The organism is Fibrobacter sp. UWB3 (genome assembly GCF_002210405.1).
Taxonomy (GTDB): Bacteria; Fibrobacterota; Fibrobacteria; order Fibrobacterales; family Fibrobacteraceae; genus Fibrobacter.
In genome coordinates this window covers 1-25622 of sequence record NZ_MWQJ01000006.1, presented here as the reverse complement: position 1 = coordinate 25622, position 25622 = coordinate 1, and the positions used below count along the sequence as shown (strand labels likewise).

The window sequence follows — 25622 nt, the reverse complement described above, 5'->3', positions numbered from 1 at the left end:
ATTTAATGTGGGGCGTTTGCCCCTGAGGTTCAATCATGTTTCGTGAAGTAAAGAAAGAAGAGACCTTCCCGCAGATTGAAGAGCGTGTGCTCGGCTTGTGGGATAAGGATGAATCGTTCAAGAAGTCGCTGGACTCCCGTCCGGAAACCGAACCGTATACATTCTATGATGGCCCTCCGTTTGCAACGGGCCTTCCGCACTATGGTCACTTGCTTGCCGGTACCATCAAGGACATCGTTCCGCGTTACTGGACCATGAAGGGCAAGAAGGTTCCGCGTGGTTTCGGTTGGGACTGCCACGGTCTTCCGATTGAATCTCTCGTGCAGAACGAACTTGGTCTCGCTGGCGTTGCCGAAATCCAGAAGCTCGGCGTCGACAAGTTCAACGAAACTTGCCGCGGCAAGGTGCTCAAGTACACGAGCGAATGGAAGAAGACCGTTCGCCGCATGGGCCGTTGGGTGGACTTCGACAAGGGCTACAAGACCATGGACAAGAACTTCATGGAATCTGTGTGGTGGGTGTTCAAGCAGTGCTTCGACAAGGGCCTCATCTACCAGGGCTACCGCATCCAGCCGTACAGCCCGGCGCTTGCCACTCCGCTTTCGAACTTCGAAACGAACCAGGGCTATAAGGACCGTCAGGACCCGTCTCTGACGCTCATCTTCCCGCTCAACACGGACGAAGCCAAGTTCAAGGACACGAGCATCCTCGTGTGGACGACGACTCCGTGGACACTTTATTCCAACTTCTGCATTGTTGTGGGTCCGGACATGGACTACAACCTTGTGGAACAGGATGGCAAGAAGTACTGGATTGCCGCAAGCCGTACCGCGGCCTACTTCAAGAACCCGAACATCGTCGATACCTGCAAGGGTTCTGAACTCGTGGGCAAGGACTACGAGCCGCTTTCCCGTATCTCCGACGCATTCGTGACGCCGGACCAGCTGTCCCGCCACTACAAGATTTACCCCGCCGACTACGTGAGTACCGAAGACGGTACCGGTGCCGTGCATACCGCTCCTTCCTTCGGTGAAGAAGACTTCCAGAAGGGCGCAGAACTCGACCTCGGCCTTTTCGACCCGCTCGATACCGAAGGCAAGTTCACGGACAAGGTCCCGATGTGGAAGGGCCTTGGCGCTAAGGAAGCCGACAAGGAAATTATCCGCTTCTTCAAGGAACAGGGCCGCGTGTTCAAGCAGGACACGATTGTGCATAGCTATCCGCACTGCTGGCGTACCGGCGTTCCTCTGATTTACCGCGCCCTCAAGACTTGGTTCCTCAAGATTGATGCGCCTGTTACTAGCAAGGACGGCGTGACCAAGACTCTGAAGGAATGGATGGTCGAAAACAACCAGACTGTGAACTGGGTTCCGGATCACATCAAGAACGGACGCTTTGGCAAGTGGCTCGAAGGCGCCCGCGACTGGAACCTTTCCCGTAACCGCTTCTGGGGTACGCCGATTCCGGTGTGGCTCAGCGACGACGGCGACATGATTGCCGTGGGCAGCATCGAAGAACTGCAGCAGCTCACCGGCGTGAAGCTCGACGACTTGCACAAGCACTTTGTGGACAAGCTCACGATTGAAAAGGACGGCAAGGTTTACCGCCGCACGCCTGAAGTGTTCGACTGCTGGTTTGAATCCGGCTCCATGCCGTATGCCAGCCGCCATTACCCGTTCGAAAACAAGGAACTCGTGGAACGCAGCTTCCCGGCCGACTTCATTGCCGAAGGCCTCGACCAGACTCGTGGTTGGTTCTACACCTTGACCGTACTTTCTAACGCATTGTTCCAGAAGCCGGCATTCAAGAACGTGATTGTGAACGGTATTATCTTGGCCGAAGACGGCTCCAAGATGAGTAAGTCCAAGCGCAACTACCCGGACCCGAACGATCTTATCGAACGCACGGGTGCCGACGCCATCCGCTTGTTCATGATCAACTCCGCCGCTTTGAAGGCCGAAGATCTCCGCTTCAGCGAAGAAGGCGTGAAGGGCATCGTGAAGCAGGTGATGCTCCCGCTTTGGAACGCTGTTGCATTCTTTGTCTCGAACCACAATGCTGACGCCGCCAAGGGCCAGCTCACGTGGAAGCCGGGTCAGGAAGTAAAGAGCGACAATGAACTTGACCGCTGGATGCTTGCAACGCTGCAGGATCTCGCTGCCAAGGTTGAAGTCGAAATGAAGGCTTACCGCCTGTACAACGTGGTGCCTGCCGTGATTGCCGCAGTTGATGACCTCACGAACTGGTACGTGCGTCGCAGCCGTCGCCGCTTCTGGAAGTCCGAAAACGATGGCGACAAGAACGCCGCCTACGCCACCATGTACAAGGTCTTGGTGGACTTCTCCAAGATTCTCGCTCCGTTCCTCCCGCTCCTCGCCGAAGAAATCTACCAGATTCTCGTTCGCGAAGTCGATGATAACGCTCCGGTGAGCGTACACCTCTGCGAATTCCCGAGCGCTGACAAGTCCCTCATGGACGAAAAGCTTGTGGAACGCATCGCCATGGTGCGTGGCATGGTCGAAATGGGCCGCGTGATTCGTGCAACGAACAACGTAAAGAACCGTATGCCGATTGCTAGCATGACGGTCGTTGCTCACGGTAACGAAGAAAAGAACGTCGCCGAGACCATGAAGGACTTGATCCTCGAAGAACTCAACGTTCGCGAAATGAAGTTCCTCGAAGATGAGACGAAGCTCGTGAAGCTCTCCGCCAAGCCGAACTTCCTCGCCATCAAGGCGAAGGGCCCGGATTACGCGAAGAACATGAAGGTGATTTCTGCGAAGCTGAATTCGCTGAGCGTCGATGAAATCAAGGCTCTGCAGAATGGTGAAACCATCAAGTTCGACTTCGGTGAAGTCGGTGCAGACTGCCTGATGCTCAACCGCATCGTGGCCGATGGCATGGCCGTGGAAGCCAACCAGCACTTCACCGTGGCTCTGGACTTGAAGATTACGGACGAACTCCGCCGCGCCTGCGTGGCCCGCGAACTCGTGAACCGCATCCAGAACCGCCGTAAGGACCAGAACTACGCCATCACCGACAAGATCGAAGTGACGCTGTTCTCTGCAAGCGACGTCTTCAAGCAGGCTGTTGCCGAGAATGAAGCTTACATCGCCGGAGAGACGCAAGCTGTCGCCATCAAGTGGGCTGCCGCTGCCGATGGCCTCGAAGCAAACGACGCCGATGGAGAGGCTTTCGCATTCACGACGGTAAAAGCCTAAATACTCTCAAAAAGATTCTAAAAACGCTCTTTCCTTGTGAAAGGGCGCTTTCTTTATTTGGTCTTTTGTTTTAAAAAGTGTATATTTATGGGTGAGGTATGAATATGCAAACCGCTACAATTGAAATAACAGCTGCAATGGAACCTTATGTAAATAAGCGTGATATGTGGCTGAAACAACGTGCGATGCTCCTGTACCCCTATATTCAAAATGGGACTATTTCGCATGGCCGTGCTGCCGAGATTCTTGAAATGGACAAGTGGTCTCTTATCCAGCTGTATGGCTCTATGGGCATCCCGTATATTGACATGGACGAAGCGGAACTTGAACGCGATATTGCAAACGCTTTAGCTGCTTGCGGAGAGTCTAAGTGATAGTTGTCTCTGACACGACTCCATTATTGACTCTGTTCAAAATTGGACGGATTGATGTTTTAAATAAACTATATAATTCCGTACACATCCCTTTTGCTGTGTTTGAAGAATTGACTCGCAATACTGAATACCCTGAAGAAGCGGAGTATTTTAGGAATTGCCCGTTTTTAGAAGTCCATTCGGACCTTTCAGCAGATAGAGTTTCCCTATTGCTGCGGGCGACGGGGTTGGACCTGGGCGAAAGCGAAGCGATTATCTTGGCAGACGAAAAGCAACCGAGTCTTTTGCTGATTGATGAAAGCAAGGGCCGTGTTGTTGCAGAGAGCATGAAACTAACGATTACCGGAAGTATAGGCATTCTCTTTGCAGCATATCAGAAAAAGTTGCTTACTGCAGATGAAATTGACCAAAGTGTTACGATGCTTAGGGGCATGAACCGCTTTATCGGCGAAAAACTTTTCAACCTTCTGTTGTCGCTGGTTCACAATAAGAAATAGGCCCTTTCTATTCCTTTTTCTCCCTAAAAACACCCTTTCCTCTTTACAAATTGGCCCGAGTTCGCCATTTTTATGACAAAAACGCTCGTTTTTGTAAACTTTTTGAGAGTTTGGCCCATTTTTAAGTTACTTTTAAATTGGTAGAATTTTAACGAGGTGTTTATAGAATAAACCGAATTGACATAGTTTGAGCATTGCCCTTGTTCTCCACTTGGAAATCTGGAAAATTTCGAAATCTTCGAGAATAAGTCGCAAAGGTTCACGCCCTCTGGGCATGGGCCGTTTGTGCATTTCGAAGATGGGTTTTCCAGAGCCTCAAGTGGAATTGCACTGACAACGGCTCACGCTTTTTGTTTAGTACAAATTCTAAACATTAACGAGGTCGTTGTGATTGTGCAATTTGGGGCTGCCGAAAGATGTCGGTCAAAGGGATGCACTATGAAAAAGCGGACAGTTTCTCTTGCAAAGTATTCTTGGATGGGCTTTCTCCTGGCGGGTTCCGTACTTGCTGTTCTCGCCGGATGCGGTGGTGATGACAGCGACAAGTCGAGTGCTGCCGAACCATCTATGGAGACATCTTATGCGTCAAAAGAAGACTTGCCGAGTTGTACTTCCAAGCGCATGGCCGAAGTTGAATCGACTGAAGATGGCAAGATGTATGTCTGCTACGATGATTCGTGGAAGAAAATTGACTATACGGAAGATGAAGTGGAAGATTTGCCGAGTTGTACGGACAAACGCGAGGGTTCGGTTGCTTACTTGAGTTCAACCGAGGGCTTTGTTGTCTGTAAGAATGAAAAATGGCAAAAACAAACTCCTATTAGTTCAGATGAACCTAAAGAAAGTTCGTCATCGGTTTCGCCGAGTTCATCTGGTGATGTTGACGAGGGTTCAGAAAATGGTTCTAGCAGTTCTTCGGCGAAAACAAGCTATGTTGTGGTAAAGGCAAAATCTGATCTAATTGAATGCAATTCGTCCAACAAAGATGTTCGTGCTTTGATACTTGCAGATTCTTCGTATTACACATGCAATACGAAGGAGTGGGAAAAGGATGAAGGTTACCTCGGCTACGATGTTGTCGCTGACAGAGAAAATCTTCCATTATGTAATGTGGGTAACGCCAAACAGAGGGTTCTTGCAAAGAAGGATTCTGTTTTCTTTGTTTGCGATTCCGTGAAATGGGAGCCTGAACTTGCTGAAGGATATCTTGTCCAGAACGCCTCTATTCTAGGTGCGGCTCACAAGGGTCCGTTCAAATTTGATTCTCCGCTCCTGTTGCGTGAAATGCTACTGCGAAATGATTCGCTGATTTATTCGGGACGCGAATATGTCGATGAAATCTCCAGCAACAAGGGCGACTTCGTGATTCCGAAGGTGAATATGGTTTACCCTTATGCGGAATTAGAAGTACGTGGTTTGTGGCGTAACGAAATTACTGGCGACTGGTCCAAAGATTCAATGACGCTTCGTGTATTGACTGATTTGACCAAACGTACCGATGTGAATATCAACTTGCTCACGCATCTTGAATATGATCGTGCCGTGACTCTTGTGAATAAGGGCTATAGCGTGTATGCCGCCAAGAAACAGGCAGATTATGAAATTATGACTGCTCTCGGTTTTGCGACAACGGTGGAATATTCCGAAAATCTAAAAACCTTCGTTGCATCGACGAATTCCTATTACGATGCGAACTCTACGCTGATGGCGATATCGCTTTTGTTCATTGGCAACCGTAGTGAAGCCGAAATTCAGAAGGTTGTGGATGAATTCCGCAAAGATGTTGCGGATGATGGCGAATGGAACGGTGCAAGTGCTGGAGCGACCAAGGCGAAAATGGCAGACTGGGCGGAAAGCTTCGACGCAACTCCAGTGCGTGCCAATGTGAAAACCTGGAACATTGTGGATATTCCTAGCTACGAAAATTACCTGACAATCTTCTGGAATAATGCGTATGGCTTGGGCGGTTGTGCTTCGACGCGTTATGGCGTGGTCTCTCTGAATACGAATAAGTCCAGCCAAAACTACAATGTTCATTACATTTGCGAAGCCAATGGCTGGCGTAAGGCTACGGACTTTGAAAAAGATACATACGAATGGAGTGATGGAAAGTCGGGTGAAGTCAAAAAAGGTAATGTGACGGAAACCTACTATGTGTTTGAAAATGGGAAATGGGGTGTTGCGAAAAATGAAACGGCATTGGGTATATGTGATTCCAAACGTAGTGGCGAAATCGGAAAGATTAATGAAACGTATTATGTTTGTTCTAGTGGAAAATGGTCAGTAGCAACAGAATTGCAGTATGATACTTATCAATTTGGTGCGGGCAAAGAAGGTGAAGTTCGCAAAGGTAAAGTGAACACAAGTAAATACTATGTGTACGAAAATGGATCTTGGCGTGCTGCGAAAAATGAAGCTGAAAATACCCTTGGTGCATGTCTAGTTAGTCGTGAAGACGAGATTGGCAAGGCTAGTGGTGTATACTACATCTGTAGATCGAAAAATTGGGAAGAAGCGAGTGTGTTGGAATATGATACCTATGGTTGGGCGGCAGGAACCGAGGGCGAAGTAAAGCCCGGAAATGTGTATGTGGACAATCATTATGTTTATGAGAATGGAACTTGGAGAGCGTGTAAAAATGATGTTGAATATGATTTGGGTGCTTGCGTAACAAGTCGTGAGGGCGAGGTTGGCAAATCTGCTGAAATGTATTACACGTGTAAGTCTTCTGTATGGGCAAAATCAACTGCGTTTGAGTATGATACTTATGGCTGGAACGCTGGAACTGAAGGCGAAGTAAAGGCTGGAAGCGTAAATACAAGTAATTATTACATCTATAAAAATGACAAATGGCAAACTGCGACAAGTGTGGAAAAAGATTTGGGAGGGTGCACAACTGCCCGCGAAAGTGAGGTTGCTAAAGACGGTAGTGCATATTATATCTGTAAGTCGAAAATTTGGACTACTGCGACTAGTGCTGAAATTGACTTGGGCGGTTGCGTTCTTAGCCGAGAAAAAGAAGTTGGCGAGTCTAAGGGTATTTATTACATTTGTAAGTCAAAAAACTGGAAAACGGCAACTGCTTTGGAGTATGATACATACGGCAAAACTTGTTTGATGGATGGTACAATTGTTGATGGTGAAATTGAATCGTCTAATAGATATGTTTGCGATGGAGGTTCCTTCAGAACTGCTACTGACATTGAAATCTCTCTTGATAAAGGTTGTGTCAGCTATACTGAAGGAACCGAAATAAGGAAAAATGTGTCAGTTGCTCGGGATTCTGTATTTCATTGCAATAAAAGTTTGTGGAATATTTCTATAGAGTTTACTTATGGCTTTTTAACTGATTCAAGAGATGGTAAAATTTATAAGACTATTGTTATCGGAACGCAAACATGGATGGCTGAAAACCTGAATTATGCTGACAGTTCGGCGTATCCGAGCATGACGGGACGGTCTTCGTGTCTCGGCAATTCTGCAGATAGTTGCGTAAAGTATGGACGCCTTTATTCATGGGCTATTGCTATGGATAGTGCAGGAACATTTAGTACCAACGGGAAAGAATGCGGATATGGAAATTTTTGCACGCCTACACATCCTGTGCGTGGAGTTTGCCCTGAAGGATGGCATTTGCCTACAGGTGAAGAATGGAGTAGATTGTATTCATCTGTAGAATCTTCTCCATACGCTTTGCAAATAAAAGGTCTTGAAAAGTGGCCCGATGCAACAGATGCTTATGGCTTTTCAGCACTTCCTATCGGCAGAGATCGTGATGAGTATTATGCTCGCTTTTGGAGTACAACTCAGGTTACGACTTTCAGTAATGGGAAAACTACAGCTCTTTACCTATACTTGGCAACGGATCGAGTGACTTTTAGTGGCGCAGAAAAGTCTGGCAAAGTTTTTGTTCGTTGCCTCAAGGATTAAGCCTGCAATCATTAATATGCTAAAGACTTATAATGAAAAGATAAAATAGAATCTGAATCTTTATAAAATTCATAAAAAATGAGGTGCGATTTTGAGTACTGACGCTGAACTTGCTATGGCATATATATTGCTTTGTCACGAGCACTTACTAACCCTTTGCAATTTGAGGGATAAGCTTGAAATTGCCTGTGATTCTGAAATAGGGACCTTTGTTTCAGATTGTAAAGACAATCGAAGACTTTACTTGGCCTACTATTTTGAATATGGTGAAAATGAATACAAATTTGATATTTGTGTTAGTAGGGAAGAACCTAGGGGAACGTTCTTTAATTTGGGCTTTAAACGAAAAGACAACCATAAAATAGATTGTCCTACAGATACAAAAAATTGTCAAGCAATTCTTAATGCGGTAAATGTTAAATTTGGAACAAATTATGGCTTTAGTAATGAGGGTAAAACCCTCTATTTGAGTTCATTATCAGAGGAAAACCTAAAAAAATTTCTTGAATTTGCATTCAGTAGTTGTGGTTTAAAGAAATTGTCAAGGTACAAAAGTGATTGTAAAAATGGCTTCTTTACCTTTACAAGAGCCAAAGAAATCACAAGAGTTCCATAATAAATGCGGAGAGTATTTCTAATTTGAACAGTGCTGAGTGAACAAATTATCGCTTCTGCGTTAGGGATAGTGACCCCTTGGGGACAAGACTCGCGAAGCGAGGCTTGGTTGTAAGAGCGACGCGGGTGTGCCGCAGATGCGCACGGGTTGCCTTGCAATATAGCCCGACCTTGCCGAAGGCAAGGGAACGCCTGAAGTTTTCGACTGCTGGTTTGAATCCGGTTCTATGCCGTATGCTAGCCGCCATTATCCGTTCGAAAACAAGGATCTCGTGGAACGCATCGCCATGGTGCGTGGCATGGTCGAAATGGGCCGCGTGATTTGCACTACGAACAACGTAAAGAACCGTATGCCGATTGCCAGCATGACGGTGGTTGCTCACGGCACCGAAGAAAAGAACGTTGCCGAGACCATGAAGGACTTGATCCTCGAAGAACTCAACGTTCGTGAAATGAAGTTCCTCGAAGATGAGACGAAGCTCGTGAAGCTCTCCGCCAAGCCGAACTTCCTTGCCATCAAGGCGAAGGGCCCGGATTATGCCAAGAACATGAAGGTGATTTCTGCCAAGCTGAATTCGTTGAGCGTCGATGAAATCAAGGCTCTGCAGAATGGCGAAACCATCAAGTTCGACTTTGGTGAAGTCGGTGCCGACTGCCTGATGCTCAACCGCATCGTGGCCGACGGTATGGCTGTGGAAGCCAACCAGCACTTCACCGTGGCTCTGGACTTGAAGATTACGGACGAACTCCGCCGCGCCTGCGTGGCCCGCGAACTCGTGAACCGCATCCAGAACCGCCGTAAGGACCAGAACTACGCCATCACCGACAAGATCGAAGTGACGCTGTTCTCTGCAAGTGACGTCTTCAAGCAGGCTGTTGCGGAGAACGAGGCTTACATCGCCGGAGAGACGCAAGCTGTGAAGATTGCTTGGGCTGCCGCCGTCGATGGCCTCGAAGCCAACGACGCCGACGGCGAAGCTTTCAGCTTCACGACGGTCCGCGCTTAATAAGGCGAAAGTCGCGCAATTTAAAAGAGACGTTCCAAACGGGGCGCCTCTTTTTTTTGTTCCTTTGTCTAGCAAAAATGAATTAACCTTCCTCGAACTCCTTTAGCTTGAGCTCTTGGATCATTGTTTCTAGGTTGCAGTATTGCTCATCGCCGTGAAATTCGGCTCCGGGTTTCGGGTCTATTGTTTTGCCTTCGGCAATCTTCTTCCCGTATTCTACTTCGGCAAGTGCCCATTTGCCGATGAAATCTTTCGCGACAGTTTCGACATCTTCGGAAAGTCTGGTCTGTAGAAACCAGAAATACTTGCCGAAATTGCGGTTCGCAACGCGCGTTTCTTTTTTGCATTCGGGACAATACGATGTTGCTTGCGAGCCTCCTGAAAGCGGTGAACCTGTAAAGCTGCGGATAAGGGCGGTCCCGCCGCATGAACAGTCCACGCGGAATTGGTCGGTTTCCCAAATGCGGAGGAGCGTTGCTAACCTGAGGTTGACGGTAACGATGCTGCCTGCGATGCAGAATCGCCTTGAAGTCTGTAGTGGGCCCACGTAAAGACCGCCACCCTTGATGGCGTAGTGCACGTCGATATTTGCATACCGAGGTGATGCAAGAATTTCGTCCTTATGCCGCAAAATAAGGTCCAAATTGTCATAGAACAGCTTGCGCTTGCGTTCGAAGCTTTTTTTCTGGATTTCGCGAATCTCGTCTTGTTCCTTTTTCTCCTGTTCCATTTCATCACTGATCAGCTTTAGACCGTTCGATTGCCGCTTGAAGAAATCTAGGGCTGATTCGCGTTTGTTTTCCGGTTCTTTTACGAAGTTTGGGAATGGTTTTGTGTCGTCTATTTTGATGGTCGCCATTGGAAGCCTCCTGCTAATGGAATCCTATTTTTTTTAGATTTATGCATGTATGTGTATTTATGCATAAATCTAAAACTTAATATACAAATATCGAGTGTCATAAAATGTCGTTTCAGAAAATTTTTATCTTGTGGTTCGAGGAGAATTTATGTCTATCATCAACGAAATTCAAAAAGCACTTTTTGAAAAACAGGATTTGAAGTTCAAGGCTTTCCATAGCAAGCTGATCCCGACGACGGATGCAAAGTCGATTATCGGCGTGCGCACTCCCGACTTGCGTGCGATTGCAAAGGAATTTGCAAATCACCCCGATGTGGAAAAATTCTTGACCACGCTCCCGCATAAGTATTACGACGAAAATCAAATACATGCGTTTATTTTGTCTTTAATTAAAGATTATGATGATTGTGTATCGCATATCGATGCTTTTTTGCCGTACGTGGATAACTGGGCAACGTGTGACCAGATGCGCCCCAAGGTTTTTGCGAAGGCTGCGAACCGCAAGCGACTTTTGAAAGATGTTGAGCGCTGGATGAAAGCTCCCGTGACCGATGTCTACACGGTACGTTTTGGCATTGAAACTTTGATGTCGTTCTTTTTGGACGATGACTTTGATCCGAAATTTTTGAAATGGGTTGCGAAAATCCGCAGCGAGGAATATTACCTCAATATGATGGTGGCGTGGTTCTTTGCGACGGCACTTGCAAAGCAGTACGAGGCGACACTCCCGTTCATTGAAAAACATGCGCTCGATACATGGACGCATAACAAGACTATCCAGAAGGCGATTGAAAGCTATCGCATCACGGATGAGCAAAAAGCGTATCTGAAGACCTTAAAATTATAGTATCTTTAAAATATGATTGATTATACCGTACAGACCGTAAAAACTGACAATTTTGAAATGGACTACCTCAAGTTTGGCACGGGCGCGCGTACGCTCGTGTTGCTGCCGGGGATGAGTCTTAAGAGTACGATGGGCCTCGCCTCGATGGTGGTGGATTCGTACAAAATATTCGCAGACGATTTTACGGTTTACCTATTCGACCGCAAAAAGAATTTCGGTGAATCGTATCCGATGGAACAGATGGCTGCTGACACTGCCGAAGCGATGGATGCTCTTGGCATTGAATGCGCCTGCTTCATTGGAATTTCGCAGGGTGGCATGATTTCGCAAATCATTGCTGAACAATACCCGCAGAAGGTCGAACGCTTGGCGCTCGGTTGCAGTGCTGCTCGCTTGAACGAAATGTCTCGCGCGGTGATGACGGAATGGAAACGCCTCGCCGAAGCTCGCGATATCGAAGCCCTCTGCTCGAATTTTATAGATAAAGTTTTTTCTGCTGAAACAATCCGCAAGTACAAAAAGAGCCTGATGCGCATGAATACGAATGCGACTGAACAGGACATGGCTCGATTTTGCGTTTTGGCAAAGGCCTGCCTTGAATACGATGCTTTTGCAGGACTCGAAAAGCTCAAGTGCCCGACGTTTGTTTTGGGCGCCGAACTTGACCAGGTTCTGGGCGTAATTGCATCCCGTGAAATTGCCGAAGTGCTAAAGCAAAATGGCGTACCGGTGGAACTCTACGTTTACGAGAACTACGGCCACGCAGCTTATGACGAAGCCCCGGATTACCGTGCAAGGATTTTGGAGTTCTTGAAAAAGTAGTGGGGGCGTTGCGGGGAACTCCCCGCTCGTGGGGGTGATGTAAGACCAATGGAGATCCCCGCTTTCGCGGGGATGACATGGGGCTGCAATCAGGGGGATTCTTCCCCCTCCAATAAAATAAAAAGCGTATTTTTGCGCACTTCCTACCCCCTAAAACGGCCTTTTTCCTGCATTTCCTTCCTACTTCCAACTATTTTCATTGTTTTTAAGCATATTCTTTCGTCTCTCGTCTTTCGTCTTTCGTCTATCTTTTCTATCTTTGCGCTAGCTCAGGCAATATCGCCTGGGCGTAAACAATCACCGGCTTGCAAGAGTCGCTTCGGTGGCGCAGTACAATTAATATTGACTTCGCTTTGTGGCTTAATTGCAGTCCGGGTAGTAACAACCGAAAAGGAAAATATACTATGGCTAATTTGCCTTCCGTCGAAGATCTGCTTGCTGCAGGCTCCCACTTTGGTCACCAGACTCAGCGCTGGAATCCGAAAATGAAACCGTACATCTTGGCAGAAAAGAACGGCATCTACGTTCTCAACCTCTCCAAGACTCGTGACCTCCTCGAAGAAGCTGCTAAGGCTGCTGCCAAGATTTCTGAATCTGGCAAGACCGTGCTCTTCGTTGGCACGAAGCCGACTGCACGTCAGTGCGTGCTCGACGCTGCTGCTACCTGCAACCAGTTCTCCGTCACCAACCGTTGGTTGGGTGGTATGCTCACGAACTTCCAGACTGTCCGCAAGTCCATCAAGAAGATTGACAAGATCGACACCATGGAACAGGACGGCACCTTCCAGGCTCTCTCCAAGAAGGAAGTCCTCGACAAGACTCGTGAACGCGCCAAGCTCCTCGACGTGTTCGGTGGTATCCGCGAAATGGTGAACCTCCCGGGCCTTCTCGTCGTGACCGACCTCGCTCACGAAAAGATCGCTGTTGCAGAAGCTCGCCGTCTCCACATTCCTATCATCGGCATCTGCGACACGAACGTCGATCCGACCCTCGTGGACTACCCGATTCCGGCAAACGACGACGCTGTGAAGTCCCTCAAGCTCATTGTGGACTACATCGCTGCTAACGTCAAGCCGCGCGTCGCTGCTGACAAGAAGGAATCCAAGGAAGAAGTGAAGAAGTTCGACAACGGCGAGGACAAGTAATATGCAGATTACCGCATCCCTCGTTAACGAACTCCGCCAGAAGACTGGCGTCGGCATGATGCAGTGCAAGAAGGCACTCGTCGAAACTGACGGTGACATGGACAAGGCCGTTGAACTCCTCCGCAAGCACGGTGCTGCTGTCGCTGCAAAGCGCGCAGACAAGGCTGCTAAGGAAGGCCGCGTTTACCTTATCGAAACTGCTGACAAGGCTGCCGCTTTCGAACTCACCTGCGAAACTGAACCGGTTTCCAACAACGACGACTTCGTTGCCCTCGCTGCTATGGCCACCAAGGCTGTTGAAACGCAGGATATCGCTTCCGTCGAAGATCTCAAGAACGCTGTCGTCGATGGCGTCAAGATCAATGACCGCCTCCAGGACGTCCTCGTGAAGATTCAGGAAAACATTGACTTCCGCAAGTTTGCAGTAATCAAGAAGGTCCCGAACTCCGTGTTTGGCGTTTACAGCCACATGAAGGGCAAGATCGGTGTTATCACTGAACTCGCTTTCGAAGGCTCTGCTGACGAAGCTGCTCTCAAGCAGGCTGCTAAGGACATCGCTATGCAGGCCGCTGCTTTTGCTCCGGTTGCATTGAACGATGCTGCAGTTCCGGCTGAAACGATCGAAAAGGAAAAGGAAATTGCCAAGGCTCAGATCGAAGCTTCTGGCAAGCAGACCAAGCCTGAATTCATGCAGCGCCAGATTGATGGCCGCGTGGCTAAGGTCCTTAAGGAAATCGTTCTCGAAGACCAGGAATTCTTCATGTCTGAAAAGAACCCGAAGAAGCTCTCTGTCAAGGACTACCTCCAGGAAGTCGTTGCAAAGCAGCTCGGCCTTACCAGCTTGAAGGTCGTGAACTTCATCCGCTTCGAACGCGGTAACTAAGTTCGCCTGCTGTCATCCTGGAGCCTCGATAGAGGCGATAGGATCCAGACCGAAAATTAAATTGGTCGTCCCTCGCGGGGCGGCCAGTTTTTTTATTGAACTTCAGCGTCATCCTGAGCGTAGCGAAGGATCCAGTGAAGTTTTAAATAAACTATATTTTGTGAAACAGGAGAAGTTTATGCTGAAAAAGTTCTTGTCTTTCGCGTTAACGGGTTATGTCGCTCTCGCACTTTTTGCTTGTGATGATGATTCTAATTCGTTCCAAGCACCGGAACAAGACCCGCCGCAAGTCGGCACGGAAAGTTCTTCTTCTGAAGCCACTGAAATAAGTTCCTCTTCACAAAATTCGGCTGCAAGTTCTTCATCGCAAGATGTGGCAGAAAGCTCTTCGTCCGAAGAATCTGTATTGCAAAGCTCTGTATCCGAAACGCTTCCCTTTGACACGACGGGAATCAGACCTCAGCTTATAAAATATACGATCGACCCGGATACATTCTCGAATGAAACCAGAGAAAAAGCAGGTCAGTTCCTTGGACATTTCATCACGACCGATGAAATAGTTAATCCGTACTGCATGGTCATGCATGTTTATGAAAACGGCAAAATCGTTACAGATTATATGGGCGTTCGTGATGTTTCGAATTGCGTACTTGTCGTTCGAGAGGATTCGCTTATGTTCTCGAATATCCGGAATTGCAGAAATGTCCCAATTTGGGGATCGTGCCAAAATGCGGAAGCATACTCGCGAAAAATTAAGGTCGGAGATGATGAATACTACTTTGGCGTATCTGAAAAGCAGTTGCAGCTAACGCAGTTGACGGATTCGACGATGACTATTTGGATTGCCGCAAATCCGTCTTATGAACCCAAGGAAACTACGCCAAGTACATGGAAAAAAAGCGTCTTCGAAAAAGATACCATGGTGACATCTGTTGCGAATAAAGTTGATTCAAGTTATGTCGATACAATTTCCATTAAAAAGTACGGCTTGACTATTACGGATTGGGGCAGTACATGGATTTTTGAAAATGAAACTTGCACGACCGAAGATTTTGTACGTGACGCTGCGAGAACTCCGGAGGAACAGTGCAAGGACTGGGAAAATTACCGCAATAGTTTTGTCGATTGCACCGCCCGCAACATGAAAACTCCCAAAGGCGTTTATCCTAGATTGTGCCGTCCAAGTAAAATAGACCATTACACCGTCTGGTGTATTCTCGATAGCGAAATGCCAACCGCGGATGAATAGGAAAGTCTCGGCGTCATGGGGCTTTAGCCCCATCCATTAAAGTTTTAAATAAATTATATTTTGTGAAACGGGAGAATTTTATGCTGAAAAAGTTTTTGTCTTTGTCCGTAACGGGGCTTGTCTCTTTAGCTCTTTTTGCCTGTGATGATGATTCTAATTCGGTTCAGGCTCCGGAACGAAACCTGCCGCAAGTCAGCACGGAAAGTTCATCTTCTGAAGCCTCTGTAATAAGTTCCTCTTCGCAAAATGTGACTGAAAGTTCCTCGTCCGAGGAATTGCCTCTTCAAGATACGACTGCCAAAAAAACGCATTTCGATAAGCTGCCTTTCGATACCACGGGCGTTGAACCCGATATTTATCACTATGGACCTCTTCTAGAAGATGAGGATTCGACCTATTTTAAAGAAATCTTTGGCGAAAAAGTAAAGGACGCTTTCTGGGTCCAGCCTGAAGATGATGGCTATTGCTACACCATCGATGAACCGGAAGGAGAATTGGGCGGTGGTTATATAACTAATGCACCGTATCAATATATAATTATCGAACAAAATGATTCACTTCTGTTTACTGAATATCAGTACTGTTCTACCTATGAATGGGGGGACTGCCATAGAGATGAGTATGCCTACTCACAAAAAATTACGGTTGGCGCAGACACCTTCTATTATGGAGTGTATGAATCCCTATTGATTCTGAATAAACTGACCGATTCTACAATTACTCAGTGGACAGTGAAAAATCCCAGCTATGTTCCGCCTGCTCAAGATACGACTATTCATGGCTGGAAAAAGAGCTGGTTCGAGGACGATTCAATGGTGACCTTTGTCGGCGCAAATCCGAACTCCGACTATGTGGATACCATTTTCATTGAAAAATACAATCTGAAAATCACTGATTTCGAAAAGACATGGATCTTTGAAAATGAAACCTGTACCAAATTGGGTTATAAAGCTGCCCCTGGGATAACCCCGGCAGAATCTTGTAGAGCCTTTATTGAGCACTATAACGAAGGCGCTAAATGTATCCAACGCAATATGGGCTTGTCGAAATATATGTTCGCAAGGTTATGCCGTCCTGAACCTCATAGGTATAGACAGAGCGATGTTTGGTGCATTCTCGACGGCGAAAAGCCGACAGAATTAAGCAAAGATTGATTTATTCTGAAATCGGAATTTCTTGTACGGGGTCGCGCTGTTCCAGATTGACCTTGTAGCCGTGTTCTATGGTTGTCCCGAGCCGCAACTGGATTAACTTCATCGCGTGTTCGCGGGCCCTGCGCTTGAGTTCGGCGCTGTTCTCCTGTTCGTATTTCTTTTGTTCAGAAATAAAGAACTGCTTGAAGTCCTCAAAACGGATGTTGTTGAACCAGCCCTGCCTTTCCCAAAGAATTTGTATGCTCTCGAAATCAATGCTGTGGCTCAGAATCTTGGGCTCCGGCAGATAAATGAAAATGTTCTGCGAGTTCGGTTCGACAAGAATCTTGATATCCTTCAAGTCATAACCCAGCTTGACATCGCCCTCATAAACAAGCGAAAATTCTTTGATGGACTTGTTGATTCTCCAGTCAGGCATGTATTCGAGAAGCTTTTTGGCGTCCTGGTAGTTCGCGTTTTTGCGGTAGTGGTGGTGGAGCGTCGCAAGCTCCGAAATCTCGCTAATTTGCTGCTCCACAAACTCGCTTGTGATGCTCGTCCGTTTTGTGTCGGAGTACAGCTTTTTCATGACAAGCGCAGTCGTTACACTTGTAACGCAAATGATGAGCAAAATTGCAATTATTTTTAGAGCGGGTTTCATGCTATAAATTTATGCAAAAAAGATGCGAAAGGTAAAGCTCATCGGTTTTTTCTTGTCATCATTTCTTTCGTCTATAGCGTCTTCTTCATGCTCCAGCTGCCGATTTTTCGGCCGTCGTGCTCGATTTCACATTCGTGGAAAACCTCGTATCCTCGCTTGCTGTAAAAAGCGAGGTTTTCTTTTGAATTTGTGAATAGCGCCAACTGCTTGCCGCCGCGTTCTCGTACATAATCTTCTATATAAGTTAAAAATTGCGAACCGACGCCCTGCCCCTGTGCGGACGGGTCTACTTCGAGCATGCTGAGATACCAGATGTCCGGCCCTGATTTCTGAAAATCGTGGCAGGGCTTGCTGGCGCCTTCGTCCATGGCCACGAATCCATTGATTTCGCTCCATTTCGTGTTAAGGTATACTCGCCAAAAACCGTGTATGATGTATTGGAATGCGGAAGGTTTCTTGAAGCCGGGTGCCTCCAGTGTTGCGCGGGCAACCAGCTTGCCGTCCCGATGCGCTGCCAGTAAATCTGCTTTTCCATAATTTGCTTTTAGGACGCAGTTCATGAAAATCTGCACCCCCTTTCGGCTTTTTTCTGCATCACGGAAATAGAGTGTGACATAGTCGTAATCCTCGTATGCCCTGGCCATAATTGCGCTCGCTTCGTCGAGTTCCTCGCGAGTCTGTAAACCGAATTCGAGTTTCATGGTTACTCCTTACCTGTGTCTGACTGGTCCAACATCTGAGTGAGAAGAGCGAAAAATTCCTCGGGCACATTTTTATGGAACGCTATTCCGAACATGTACGGAATTTTCGCTGCAGCAAATAGCGGAAGCCGGCGGGTCGCTTCTTCGATTTGCTGTTTGTCGTTAGTCCCGAGATAGGCCGAAAAGAAAATGTTCCAGTGGGCCTTCATCGTTTCAGATGGCAGATGGAAAAGAAAGTCTAGTTTGTCTGCATCTGGCATGTGAGCCAAGTTCCACATTAGTGCAAGGTCCCATTCCGGAGCGCCGTAACCGAACCCGCCCAAGTCAATCCAGAGAGTCCTCTTTCCGTCGGTGATGGCGTTGCCAATCTGCAAATCGCCATGGAGGCAAGTCTCGGTATCTGGAACTTTATCCAAAAATTTCAAGATGCGGTTTCTGTAGTCTTCCGGTACAAAATCCCTTTCGGAATAGAACTGCGTAATCATCTGCTTGTAAGACTTGAGCCGCAAAGTATCTGCTTTTGTCGCATGAAGCTCTCGTGCCATGCGTGCAAATTCCAAGGAAATCTCTTCTAGCCGTTCGGGCTCCTGCGAAATGATTCGCGAAAAAGAACGCTTGCCTTCAATGAGCTCGTACTCACCGCCAAAACGCTTGCCGTCTGTAATCAAACGAAACGGTTCCGGTGTAGAAATGCCCAACTCGAAAGCCGTCCGCGATGCCCAAAATTCATTTTTTATTGTGTTTGCGTCAAAATCCGGATTGTACAACTTTGCAAGCGATTTGCCGTTCCTATGCGTATACGCGAGCGCAGTCCCGCCTTCGCCCGTCTGGATGTAATCATTCAGATCAATCTTCTGAAAATCGTTGTTCGCTCCCATAAAATTTCTCCATCTATTTATAAAGCTATACAATTTTTCGGGTGATAGCGCGTGAGATGGAACTTTTTTGAAGGGGGGAGGAATCCCCCTCGCTTCAGCCCCGCCCCGGCCGGGTCTTACGCTACCCCTTCGAGCGGGTGCTCAGGTGCCGCACCCGCAACGCCCGGCTTGTCCCGCCCACCCGCCCCTAGAAAAGAAACAACGCTGCTCCAATGTTCGTCGGCGCCTTTTCGTAATGCAAGCCCTCTTGCGTGTAATGATAAATGGGGGTATATTTGTAGCGACAGGACTCCCCGCACCTCTCGTTGATGTGTCCCAGTGGGAGACATTTTTATTTTAGGGATTTTCCCAAGTAGTTGTTGTATGAGTGATGCTGAAAATAATACAAGCGATGAACTGCGTTGCGATGCTCTATTAGAAACAGACGAAGTGTTCGAACGCAAAATGGAACGCGGTTATGCCGATGCTATAGAAGGCTGTGGAAAACCGATGGAAGATGTTTTCTCCGATTTGTGAATTAAAGAAAAAACCTCGGTTTATCACCGAGGTTCTTTTGTAAAGGGAGATCCCCGCCTTCGCGGGGATGACATCCTGCAGGCTTATGCCTGCTTGTAGCTTTCGAGCGATTCCACGCGGAGGCTCTTCACGAAGTTGTAGTGCTTTGCGACTTCGGCTTCGGCGAGGTTCAAGTACACCTTCATGCTCTTGTCGAACAGTTCTGGTGCCTTGGTGGCGTCGCGGAGGAGCAACTGGGTCATCACGCAGTTGGCGGCCTTATAAGACCGTTCGGCTCATATGCAGAAATCAGCTGAAGCTTCCTCCCATTGCATCCGAGAACAAGAGAATGTATATTTGCATCAACAGGACCCCTCGCACCTCTCGCAGAAGTGTCCCAGAGGGGACATTGTGATTTTAGAGTCCTTGGTAGGTGAAGGTCGGCTCCATGCCGTACGTTTCTTTGGAAACCTAGCCGCTGTTGGGACTCTTTTTTATTTGTCGGTTGTTTGATGAATTGTCAGACAAGAGTTACGCAAGGTTCTTCGTAATCGGCGAGCAAAGAATCATGCGTTAGGAAAACCATATCTTCTGATTTAGCTTGCGTGATAAGAATCCTGTCGAAAGGGTCTTTGTGTGAAGGGCATCCTTCCTTTCTATTCAGGGTGTGCAGTTGCTGTATATGGCTGCTTCGTAGTGGCAGTTCGACAAATTCGGCTCGCCTGCATTTTGCGGCAACTTCGGAACCGGAACTAATCATTTCATTGGGATGAATGATGTGCTTAATCTCGATTTCCCAAATGGAAACACTGCTGAAGTAGATAACGTTTCGCCAATCGCTGATAATGGCTCTTGCTTTTTCGGATAACTTTTCGTCGTCGTTCAAAGCCCAAAGAGCAATATGGGTGTCTAGCAGCACCTTCATTAATTCACTCCAAACAGTTCTGCGATTTCGTCGTTGCAGAAGTCAATATCGTCAGGATACTTCAATTCACCCTTGGCAATGCCAATCCTGCGACTGCTGGATGCCCTGTGGTCTTGAGCAGCTTTCAATAGGATAGACTCCAAGAAATCGACGATTTCTTGTTCGTATCCCTCGGGAAGGGTCTTGATTCTTTCCAGTAGTTCGATAGGCATAAGAGCATCCTCCACTCTAAATATACCTTTTTGCTCGCTAAAAAGGCAACCCCCTTCCATCTTGGAATACCCCTCTTCCTTTACAATTTAGCTCAAAAAAGCCGTTTTCGTCACAAAACTGGGCATTTCTGTAAATTTTCCGTGCGTCTGGGTTGCATTTAAGTTATTTTTAAATTGGACATATTAGAGAGTTTAGCTCTTGTTCTCTAAGTGAAATCTCAACAGTTTCCCTGAACGAGAATAAGGCGAACGCTCACGCAGGTATGCCGTTTTGCGGTGTATCTCGGTTTGCTGTACCGGCCTTTTAGCCGGTCTTTGGTCGTATAGCCAAAGAGCAAAAGCCCTTTTGGGGCGAGGGTCGTTTGTGTTTATCGTTCAGAGGCAGTCGAGAGCCCCACTTAGGTAAATGCAACGATCTACGCCTTTCTTGTATCCATACAAAATTTGGCGAAGTTCTTTGCGGAGTGGGGCTAACCTCGAGAAAATTAACCAAGGAGTTAATATGATGACCTCCAAGAATAAGGTCCTTACGCTTCTTCTTGCATTTGCCTTAAATGCTTTTGCAGAATGGACCGGGGCGAATGTTGAACCTGCTTCTACAAAGACCATTGATGGTAAAAAATTCTATGTCGTTTCTACGCCTGATGAATTGGCTTGGATTGCAAATCAAGTGAATATTGGTAATACAGATATAAATGTGTACATCGGTGATGACATTGTTATGGGGGCGGATAAGGATTCTCAATCTAAATTGACATGGACTTCCATTGGAATTGAAAATAGTTATGAGGGCTTGTTTGAGGGGAATGGTCATGTAATATATGGTATAATAGGACGTGCGTTGTTTGGAACTGTTGAAAAAAACGGAATAGTGCAAAATGTCACTATAAAATCTTCAAGTTTTAATGATACATGGAGCGCCGCAAGTGTAGCTATAAGTAATAGCGGAATGATAAGAAATAGTTTCAATTATTCTACTGTGAACGTTTCAAGCGGACATTATGCTGCTGGAATAGTTGTTAGTAATAACGGAGTGATTGAAAACTGTCATAATTATGGTTTTGTAAGTTGCAGTATGCACAATTCCGTATGTCGTGCAGGAGGACTTGTCTCGGTCAATCATGGGACTATAAATAGAAGTATGAATAACGGAAAAGTTTCAGCCGCGACTTATGGATTGTATTCATCATATGCAGGAGGACTTGTTGCTGTAAATAATGGAGTCGTTTCTGATGGATTCAATTCGGGAAATGTTAGCTCAAACTCTGCTGACCACACTTGTTTTGCAGGAGGTCTTGTTGGCTTGAACCAATCAAAAACTGCACTGTTGGTTAATTCATTTAGTGTCGCAGAGCAAATAAATGGTTGTCACACTGTAGGTAATAGCAGCAATCTAAGAGGTGGCATTGCCGGAGTCGATACGACACTTGCGGTTGTGAATAATTCCTATTACGATTTATCTTTTGATGAAACTTTGAAAGTTTTTTTCTCTGCGGCAAGCGGAAAAGTCGTAAATTCAAGTGGAAAGCAAACTGAATCTATGCAAAAAGACCAATTTGCTTGGATTTTGAACACAACAAATGGTTCAGATGAAAATAGTGGTGCTTGGAGCCGATATGATGGGTATCCTGTTTTCGCAAATGACTCACTTTTGCCTACTCGAAGAATTGTTTTTGATGATGGCGAAAATTCAACTATTTTCTACACAAATTATAAAGGAATTGTTCCAGAATTTCCAGAAATTCCGCGTGCACCTGAAGGCAAGGCGTTTGCAGGATGGTTTAATAGCGATGGCAAAGAGATTAATTTGACAACGATTTTCTTGAAGGATCAAACGGTTACAGCGAAGTTCTTGGATTGGGAAAATGTTGTTTATTCCATTAGATTCCTTGATGAAAAAGGAAATGTCCTTGATATGCAATCCGTTCATTCGGGTGAAATTCCTGTATATGGTGGTTCTGAGCCAACAAAGAAGGCTACTGTTGCCTATACCTATGCCTTCGTAGGCTGGTCTCCTGAAATAGCTCCTGCTGTGTGGCATACGGACTACACTGTTATGTTTGATTCGACAATCAATCAGTATAAAGTGAGCTATGTTGATTATGATGGAACGGAATTGTTCTCTTCAATGTTTGATTACGGCACAAAACCAACTTATTCAACAATACCTAAGAAAACAAATACAGTTGCATATCTTTATTCCTTTGCAGGATGGTCGCCAGCTGTAGAGAATGTTTCGGGTGAAGCGGTTTATAAAGCTGTTTATGATTCTGTATTGCAGAAGTATTCAATTGAATTTAAGGCAAATGGAGAAACTCTGCTTTCTAAGGATTATGATTATGGCTCTGTTCCGAAGTATGAGGATGCGACTCCAACAAAACCTGCTACAAAGGCGTATTCGTACTCCTTTGCTGGATGGGAACCGGAAATCGCTAAGGTGACCGAAGCAACATCTTATACTGCAAAATTTGATAGTTCATTAAATAAGTATATGGTCGTGTTCCAGAATGGTGCAAAAGTTTTACAAGGTTCTGAGATTGAGTATGGAAAGGTCCCGGTTTATGAAGGCGAAACACCTAAAAAGACTTCAACTGCAAAATATGATTATTCGTTCTCTAGTTGGTCTCCGGCTTTGACTAAAGTGACCGATGAGGCGACATATACAGCTTTGTTTGATAGCACTTTAAGAAGTTATGAAGTCTCCTTTGTCAGCGAGGGCGAAACTTTGCTGGCTAAAGAATATGAATATGGAACGTTGCCCAAATTTGAGGGGAATGAGCCGTCAAAGAAAGAATCTAAAGGCTTTACTTATTCATTTAAGGGCTGGAATCCGTCTGTTGCAATGGTTAAAGATAAGGCTGTATATACCGCAGTCTTTGATAGTGTTGCAAAGACATTTGTCGTAACATTTATGAATGGAAAAGATACCTTGCAATCGACAGCTGTTTCTTATGGCAATACTCCTGAATATAAAGGTAAAACTCCAACAAAAACAAGTTCAGATAAATATGAATTTAATTTTTCAGGATGGTCACCGAAGTTGGCTGCGGTGACAGAGGATGCTGTTTACAAGGCTGTTTTCGATAGTACAAAATTAACTGGAATACTTGTTTCTCGTCTAGTTAATTCAAATCTACTGATAAAAGTGAATTCGAGAAATATTCAAATTTCTGCGGCTCCGGTAGGTAAGGCTTATGCACTCTTAGATATGCAAGGTCGTGTATTGCAAAAGGGGCGCGTTGACTCTGCAAATTTCAGTATCGTAGCACCGCGTGCGGGTTCCTTCTTCATACGAATAGGAAGTCAGATTAGAATTGTTAGGATAAAGTGATTGTACGATTCCATACATATGGTTCAGATGGAATGTAGTTCTATTTAGGTTCTAAACTTATTGACTATATTATATAATGAAAATTCGAAAAATAAGTATTATATGGGAATTTTAAGAATATTCAAAAGCATATTCAAAAAAGAGTCTGAAAAATCCGTTGATACACGGGTTAAACAAGAAGAGTCTTTTAGGATACAGGAATCTAATGTCGAGGATTCGTTGGTAAAAAATTCTGTTTCGGCAAAAAAAGCGACAAAGCGAAGGTCCTCCGAGAAGAAACAGAAAAAAGAAAAGACTGTTAAGCCTATACCCGTATTTGATGAAATACTAGAAAATAGTCTAATTAGAAAGCTGGCCGAATCTGAAGAAAAGAGGGATCTTGTAGAAAGACACTTTGTTTACAATGATATTCTTCGCTTTTACTATAGATATAGAAAATTAGATAATAAATACGCGAAACTCTGTGAAAAATATTGCTTGGATGATATCGCAAGTATCTATGATATGGAAAAACAAGAAATTGCAAGAGAAATAAAAAGATACGAAGATTTGCGTGATGTCATTTCTGCAAAAGAGTTTCGGGAGAATGTTCGTCGAATAAAACAAGAGGGCTTTTTAGGAAATATAATCGCGTTTCGAGAACTGAAATCATTGTACATGGAACAAAAAAGGTTTGACGAAGCCATAAGTGTTTGTGATAAAGCAATAGCTTGGGGACACGACGCAAAAACATATTGGGTAGAAGAAAAAGAAAAGCTATCCGAAAAATTGAATCGCTGAAGAATAGGTAAATTCGATCATTCTTATAATAGGGGATTGTCTATAATAGCGATAGCTTCTTTGCAGTATTTATAATATTCTTTTGTATGCTCCCAAATCATTCCTTGTATGGGCATGTTGTTTGCCATCCCAGTATAAGCTGTTTGTACGAAAATATTTCTATTTATCAGTTCTACAGCTTCATTATAGTTGTCGTGAAAATATTCACTATTGTCTTTGGTGACAGTTAATTTTAAAAATCCTTCATTTGGGGAAATCGATTCATACAATTTAACAAAAGTTCTTATCGTTCTATCAGATATTTCTGCGAAAGATCTCATTGCGGAGGATAGAAAATCAGGTTCGTCCCAATAATCTTTGTAGAGTAAGGCTAGAACAACTAAACCGATTTTTGAATGGGTTCGCCGAACCGTTTCGAGAGATGAGTAAAAACAATTTGTATAATCCTCATTGTTTATAATTTTTTTTAAGAATTCAATATCGATATTGGCGTTTCTTATGAAATCATTAAAACGTGATTTTAGATGGATATGAAAAAGTATGTCGCTGACATGCCCAACTAAGCTGATGCCTGGAACTCCGGATCCTTTTGCCAGTTCATTTATGTATTGAGTCAATTCTGTAATTGTTGTTATTGTTTTGCTTGTACTCATAATTAATTACCTCGTCTAAATGATATTTAATACAATCTTTTTGAAAAGAGTTTGTATGTTTTTTATTGAATAGCAGATGTTTTCCACCTCAACTTAACGTAATAAAAAAGAGAGGAAAGGTCAAGATGGAATGTGGATTGTAAAATATATGTCCAAAAGAATGATTCGAGTGGAGAAACTTGTGGGTATGAAAAATGCCCATAAACAAATAAAGACCTCGGTTCATCACCGAGGCCTTTAAGTTTTATGGCTGACACCAGGGCGCGCGACCGCCCTACCGTCAATTACGCCTGCTTGTAGCTCTCCATCGATTCCACGCGGAGGCTCTTCACAAAGTTGTAGTGCTTTGCGACTTCGGCTTCGGCGAGGTTCAAGTACACCTTCATGCTCTTGTCGAACAGTTC

Annotated in this window: 24 protein-coding genes and 1 pseudogene; 16 read left to right on the top strand and 9 right to left on the bottom strand. The window is 45.5% G+C overall.

Going from position 1 to position 25622, the window contains the following annotated elements; translation table 11 throughout:
• The first annotated feature begins 35 nt into the window (after positions 1 to 35).
• From ileS to B7991_RS08175, 7 genes and pseudogenes are all read left to right on the top strand, one after another.
• A complete protein-coding gene (gene ileS / locus B7991_RS08200; RefSeq protein ID WP_088630384.1) occupies positions 36 to 3221 on the top strand; it encodes an isoleucine--tRNA ligase in 3186 nt (1061 codons plus the stop codon).
• 98 nt (positions 3222 to 3319) lie between these two features.
• Positions 3320 to 3595, top strand: coding sequence for a UPF0175 family protein (locus B7991_RS08195; RefSeq protein ID WP_073306418.1), 276 nt, complete (start codon positions 3320 to 3322; stop codon positions 3593 to 3595).
• The gene (locus tag B7991_RS08190) at positions 3592 to 4092 is read left to right on the top strand and encodes a DUF3368 domain-containing protein (protein ID WP_088630383.1); all 501 of its coding nucleotides are present in this window, start codon (positions 3592 to 3594) and stop codon (positions 4090 to 4092) included. The genes B7991_RS08195 and B7991_RS08190 overlap by 4 nt, the downstream gene beginning before the upstream one ends.
• Before the next feature lie 438 nt (positions 4093 to 4530).
• Positions 4531 to 8022 (top strand): FISUMP domain-containing protein, encoded by a 3492-nt coding sequence (locus B7991_RS15120; RefSeq protein ID WP_254917892.1) that lies wholly within the window; start codon positions 4531 to 4533, stop codon positions 8020 to 8022.
• A 91-nt stretch (positions 8023 to 8113) separates the two neighbouring features.
• Entirely contained in the window at positions 8114 to 8638 is a 525-nt protein-coding gene (locus B7991_RS08180) for a hypothetical protein (protein ID WP_088630382.1), read from the top strand.
• Between the two features lie 199 nt (positions 8639 to 8837).
• Positions 8838 to 8903: pseudogene (locus tag B7991_RS15115) on the top strand (class I tRNA ligase family protein); the annotation flags it as partial.
• 21 nt (positions 8904 to 8924) lie between these two features.
• Complete coding sequence (locus tag B7991_RS08175) at positions 8925 to 9644, top strand: DUF5915 domain-containing protein (protein ID WP_369597610.1); 720 nt, start codon at positions 8925 to 8927, stop codon at positions 9642 to 9644.
• Positions 9645 to 9726: 82 nt separating this feature from the next.
• On the opposite strand, the gene B7991_RS08170 is transcribed toward B7991_RS08175, so the two are convergent.
• Complete coding sequence (locus B7991_RS08170; RefSeq protein ID WP_088630380.1) at positions 9727 to 10503, bottom strand: hypothetical protein; 777 nt, start codon at positions 10501 to 10503, stop codon at positions 9727 to 9729.
• 148 nt (positions 10504 to 10651) lie between these two features.
• On the opposite strand from B7991_RS08170, the gene B7991_RS08165 reads away from it, so the two are divergent.
• The 6 genes from B7991_RS08165 (at position 10652) to B7991_RS08140 (ending at position 16603) form a co-directional block, all read left to right on the top strand.
• Positions 10652 to 11350 carry a DNA alkylation repair protein gene (locus tag B7991_RS08165; RefSeq protein ID WP_088630379.1) on the top strand — a complete coding sequence of 233 codons (699 nt, stop codon included), beginning with the start codon at positions 10652 to 10654 and terminating at the stop codon, positions 11348 to 11350.
• A gap of 12 nt (positions 11351 to 11362) precedes the next feature.
• Complete coding sequence (locus B7991_RS08160; protein ID WP_088630378.1) at positions 11363 to 12172, top strand: alpha/beta fold hydrolase; 810 nt, start codon at positions 11363 to 11365, stop codon at positions 12170 to 12172.
• Between the two features lie 404 nt (positions 12173 to 12576).
• A complete protein-coding gene (rpsB, locus tag B7991_RS08155) occupies positions 12577 to 13317 on the top strand; it encodes a 30S ribosomal protein S2 (RefSeq protein WP_015731872.1) in 741 nt (246 codons plus the stop codon).
• A 1-nt stretch (position 13318) separates the two neighbouring features.
• Positions 13319 to 14200 carry a translation elongation factor Ts gene (tsf, locus tag B7991_RS08150; protein WP_088630377.1) on the top strand — a complete coding sequence of 294 codons (882 nt, stop codon included), beginning with the start codon at positions 13319 to 13321 and terminating at the stop codon, positions 14198 to 14200.
• Positions 14201 to 14378: 178 nt separating this feature from the next.
• The gene (locus B7991_RS08145) at positions 14379 to 15449 is read left to right on the top strand and encodes a hypothetical protein (protein WP_088630376.1); all 1071 of its coding nucleotides are present in this window, start codon (positions 14379 to 14381) and stop codon (positions 15447 to 15449) included.
• 80 nt (positions 15450 to 15529) lie between these two features.
• Complete coding sequence (locus B7991_RS08140) at positions 15530 to 16603, top strand: hypothetical protein (protein WP_088630375.1); 1074 nt, start codon at positions 15530 to 15532, stop codon at positions 16601 to 16603.
• Between the two features lies 1 nt (position 16604).
• On the opposite strand, the gene B7991_RS08135 is transcribed toward B7991_RS08140, so the two are convergent.
• The 3 genes from B7991_RS08135 to B7991_RS08125 all read right to left on the bottom strand — a co-directional run bounded on the left by B7991_RS08135 (position 16605) and on the right by B7991_RS08125 (position 18822).
• Positions 16605 to 17171 (bottom strand): DUF4230 domain-containing protein, encoded by a 567-nt coding sequence (locus B7991_RS08135; protein ID WP_254917891.1) that lies wholly within the window; start codon positions 17169 to 17171, stop codon positions 16605 to 16607.
• A gap of 143 nt (positions 17172 to 17314) precedes the next feature.
• Positions 17315 to 17944, bottom strand: a complete 630-nt coding sequence (locus tag B7991_RS08130; protein WP_073424915.1) for a GNAT family N-acetyltransferase — start codon at positions 17942 to 17944, stop codon at positions 17315 to 17317.
• Positions 17945 to 17946: 2 nt separating this feature from the next.
• Entirely contained in the window at positions 17947 to 18822 is an 876-nt protein-coding gene (locus tag B7991_RS08125) for a TIGR02172 family protein (protein ID WP_088630373.1), read from the bottom strand.
• Positions 18823 to 19185: 363 nt separating this feature from the next.
• On the opposite strand from B7991_RS08125, the gene B7991_RS14845 reads away from it, so the two are divergent.
• A complete protein-coding gene (locus B7991_RS14845; RefSeq protein ID WP_176421784.1) occupies positions 19186 to 19338 on the top strand; it encodes a hypothetical protein in 153 nt (50 codons plus the stop codon).
• 83 nt (positions 19339 to 19421) lie between these two features.
• On the opposite strand, the gene B7991_RS08115 is transcribed toward B7991_RS14845, so the two are convergent.
• The 3 genes from B7991_RS08115 to B7991_RS08105 all read right to left on the bottom strand — a co-directional run bounded on the left by B7991_RS08115 (position 19422) and on the right by B7991_RS08105 (position 20454).
• On the bottom strand, positions 19422 to 19583 hold the full coding sequence (locus tag B7991_RS08115) for an Acyl-CoA dehydrogenase C-terminal domain-containing protein (protein ID WP_254917890.1): 162 nt from the start codon (positions 19581 to 19583) through the stop codon (positions 19422 to 19424).
• Between the two features lie 254 nt (positions 19584 to 19837).
• Positions 19838 to 20242: a type II toxin-antitoxin system VapC family toxin gene (locus B7991_RS08110; RefSeq protein WP_088630372.1), complete on the bottom strand. Its 405-nt coding sequence runs from the start codon at positions 20240 to 20242 to the stop codon at positions 19838 to 19840.
• Positions 20242 to 20454 (bottom strand): DUF2281 domain-containing protein, encoded by a 213-nt coding sequence (locus B7991_RS08105; protein ID WP_100424726.1) that lies wholly within the window; start codon positions 20452 to 20454, stop codon positions 20242 to 20244. Before B7991_RS08105 ends, B7991_RS08110 begins: the two co-directional genes overlap by 1 nt.
• Before the next feature lie 502 nt (positions 20455 to 20956).
• On the opposite strand from B7991_RS08105, the gene B7991_RS08100 reads away from it, so the two are divergent.
• On the top strand, positions 20957 to 23785 hold the full coding sequence (locus B7991_RS08100; RefSeq protein ID WP_088630370.1) for a hypothetical protein: 2829 nt from the start codon (positions 20957 to 20959) through the stop codon (positions 23783 to 23785).
• 102 nt (positions 23786 to 23887) lie between these two features.
• Entirely contained in the window at positions 23888 to 24565 is a 678-nt protein-coding gene (locus B7991_RS08095) for a hypothetical protein (RefSeq protein WP_088630369.1), read from the top strand.
• 23 nt (positions 24566 to 24588) lie between these two features.
• Here the strand turns inward: B7991_RS08095 and B7991_RS08090 are convergent, their stop codons facing one another.
• Both B7991_RS08090 and B7991_RS08085 read right to left on the bottom strand, forming a co-directional pair.
• Positions 24589 to 25218 carry a hypothetical protein gene (locus B7991_RS08090; protein WP_088630368.1) on the bottom strand — a complete coding sequence of 210 codons (630 nt, stop codon included), beginning with the start codon at positions 25216 to 25218 and terminating at the stop codon, positions 24589 to 24591.
• Positions 25219 to 25502: 284 nt separating this feature from the next.
• Complete coding sequence (locus B7991_RS08085; RefSeq protein ID WP_254917908.1) at positions 25503 to 25619, bottom strand: Acyl-CoA dehydrogenase C-terminal domain-containing protein; 117 nt, start codon at positions 25617 to 25619, stop codon at positions 25503 to 25505.
• Positions 25620 to 25622: the final 3 nt, after the last annotated feature.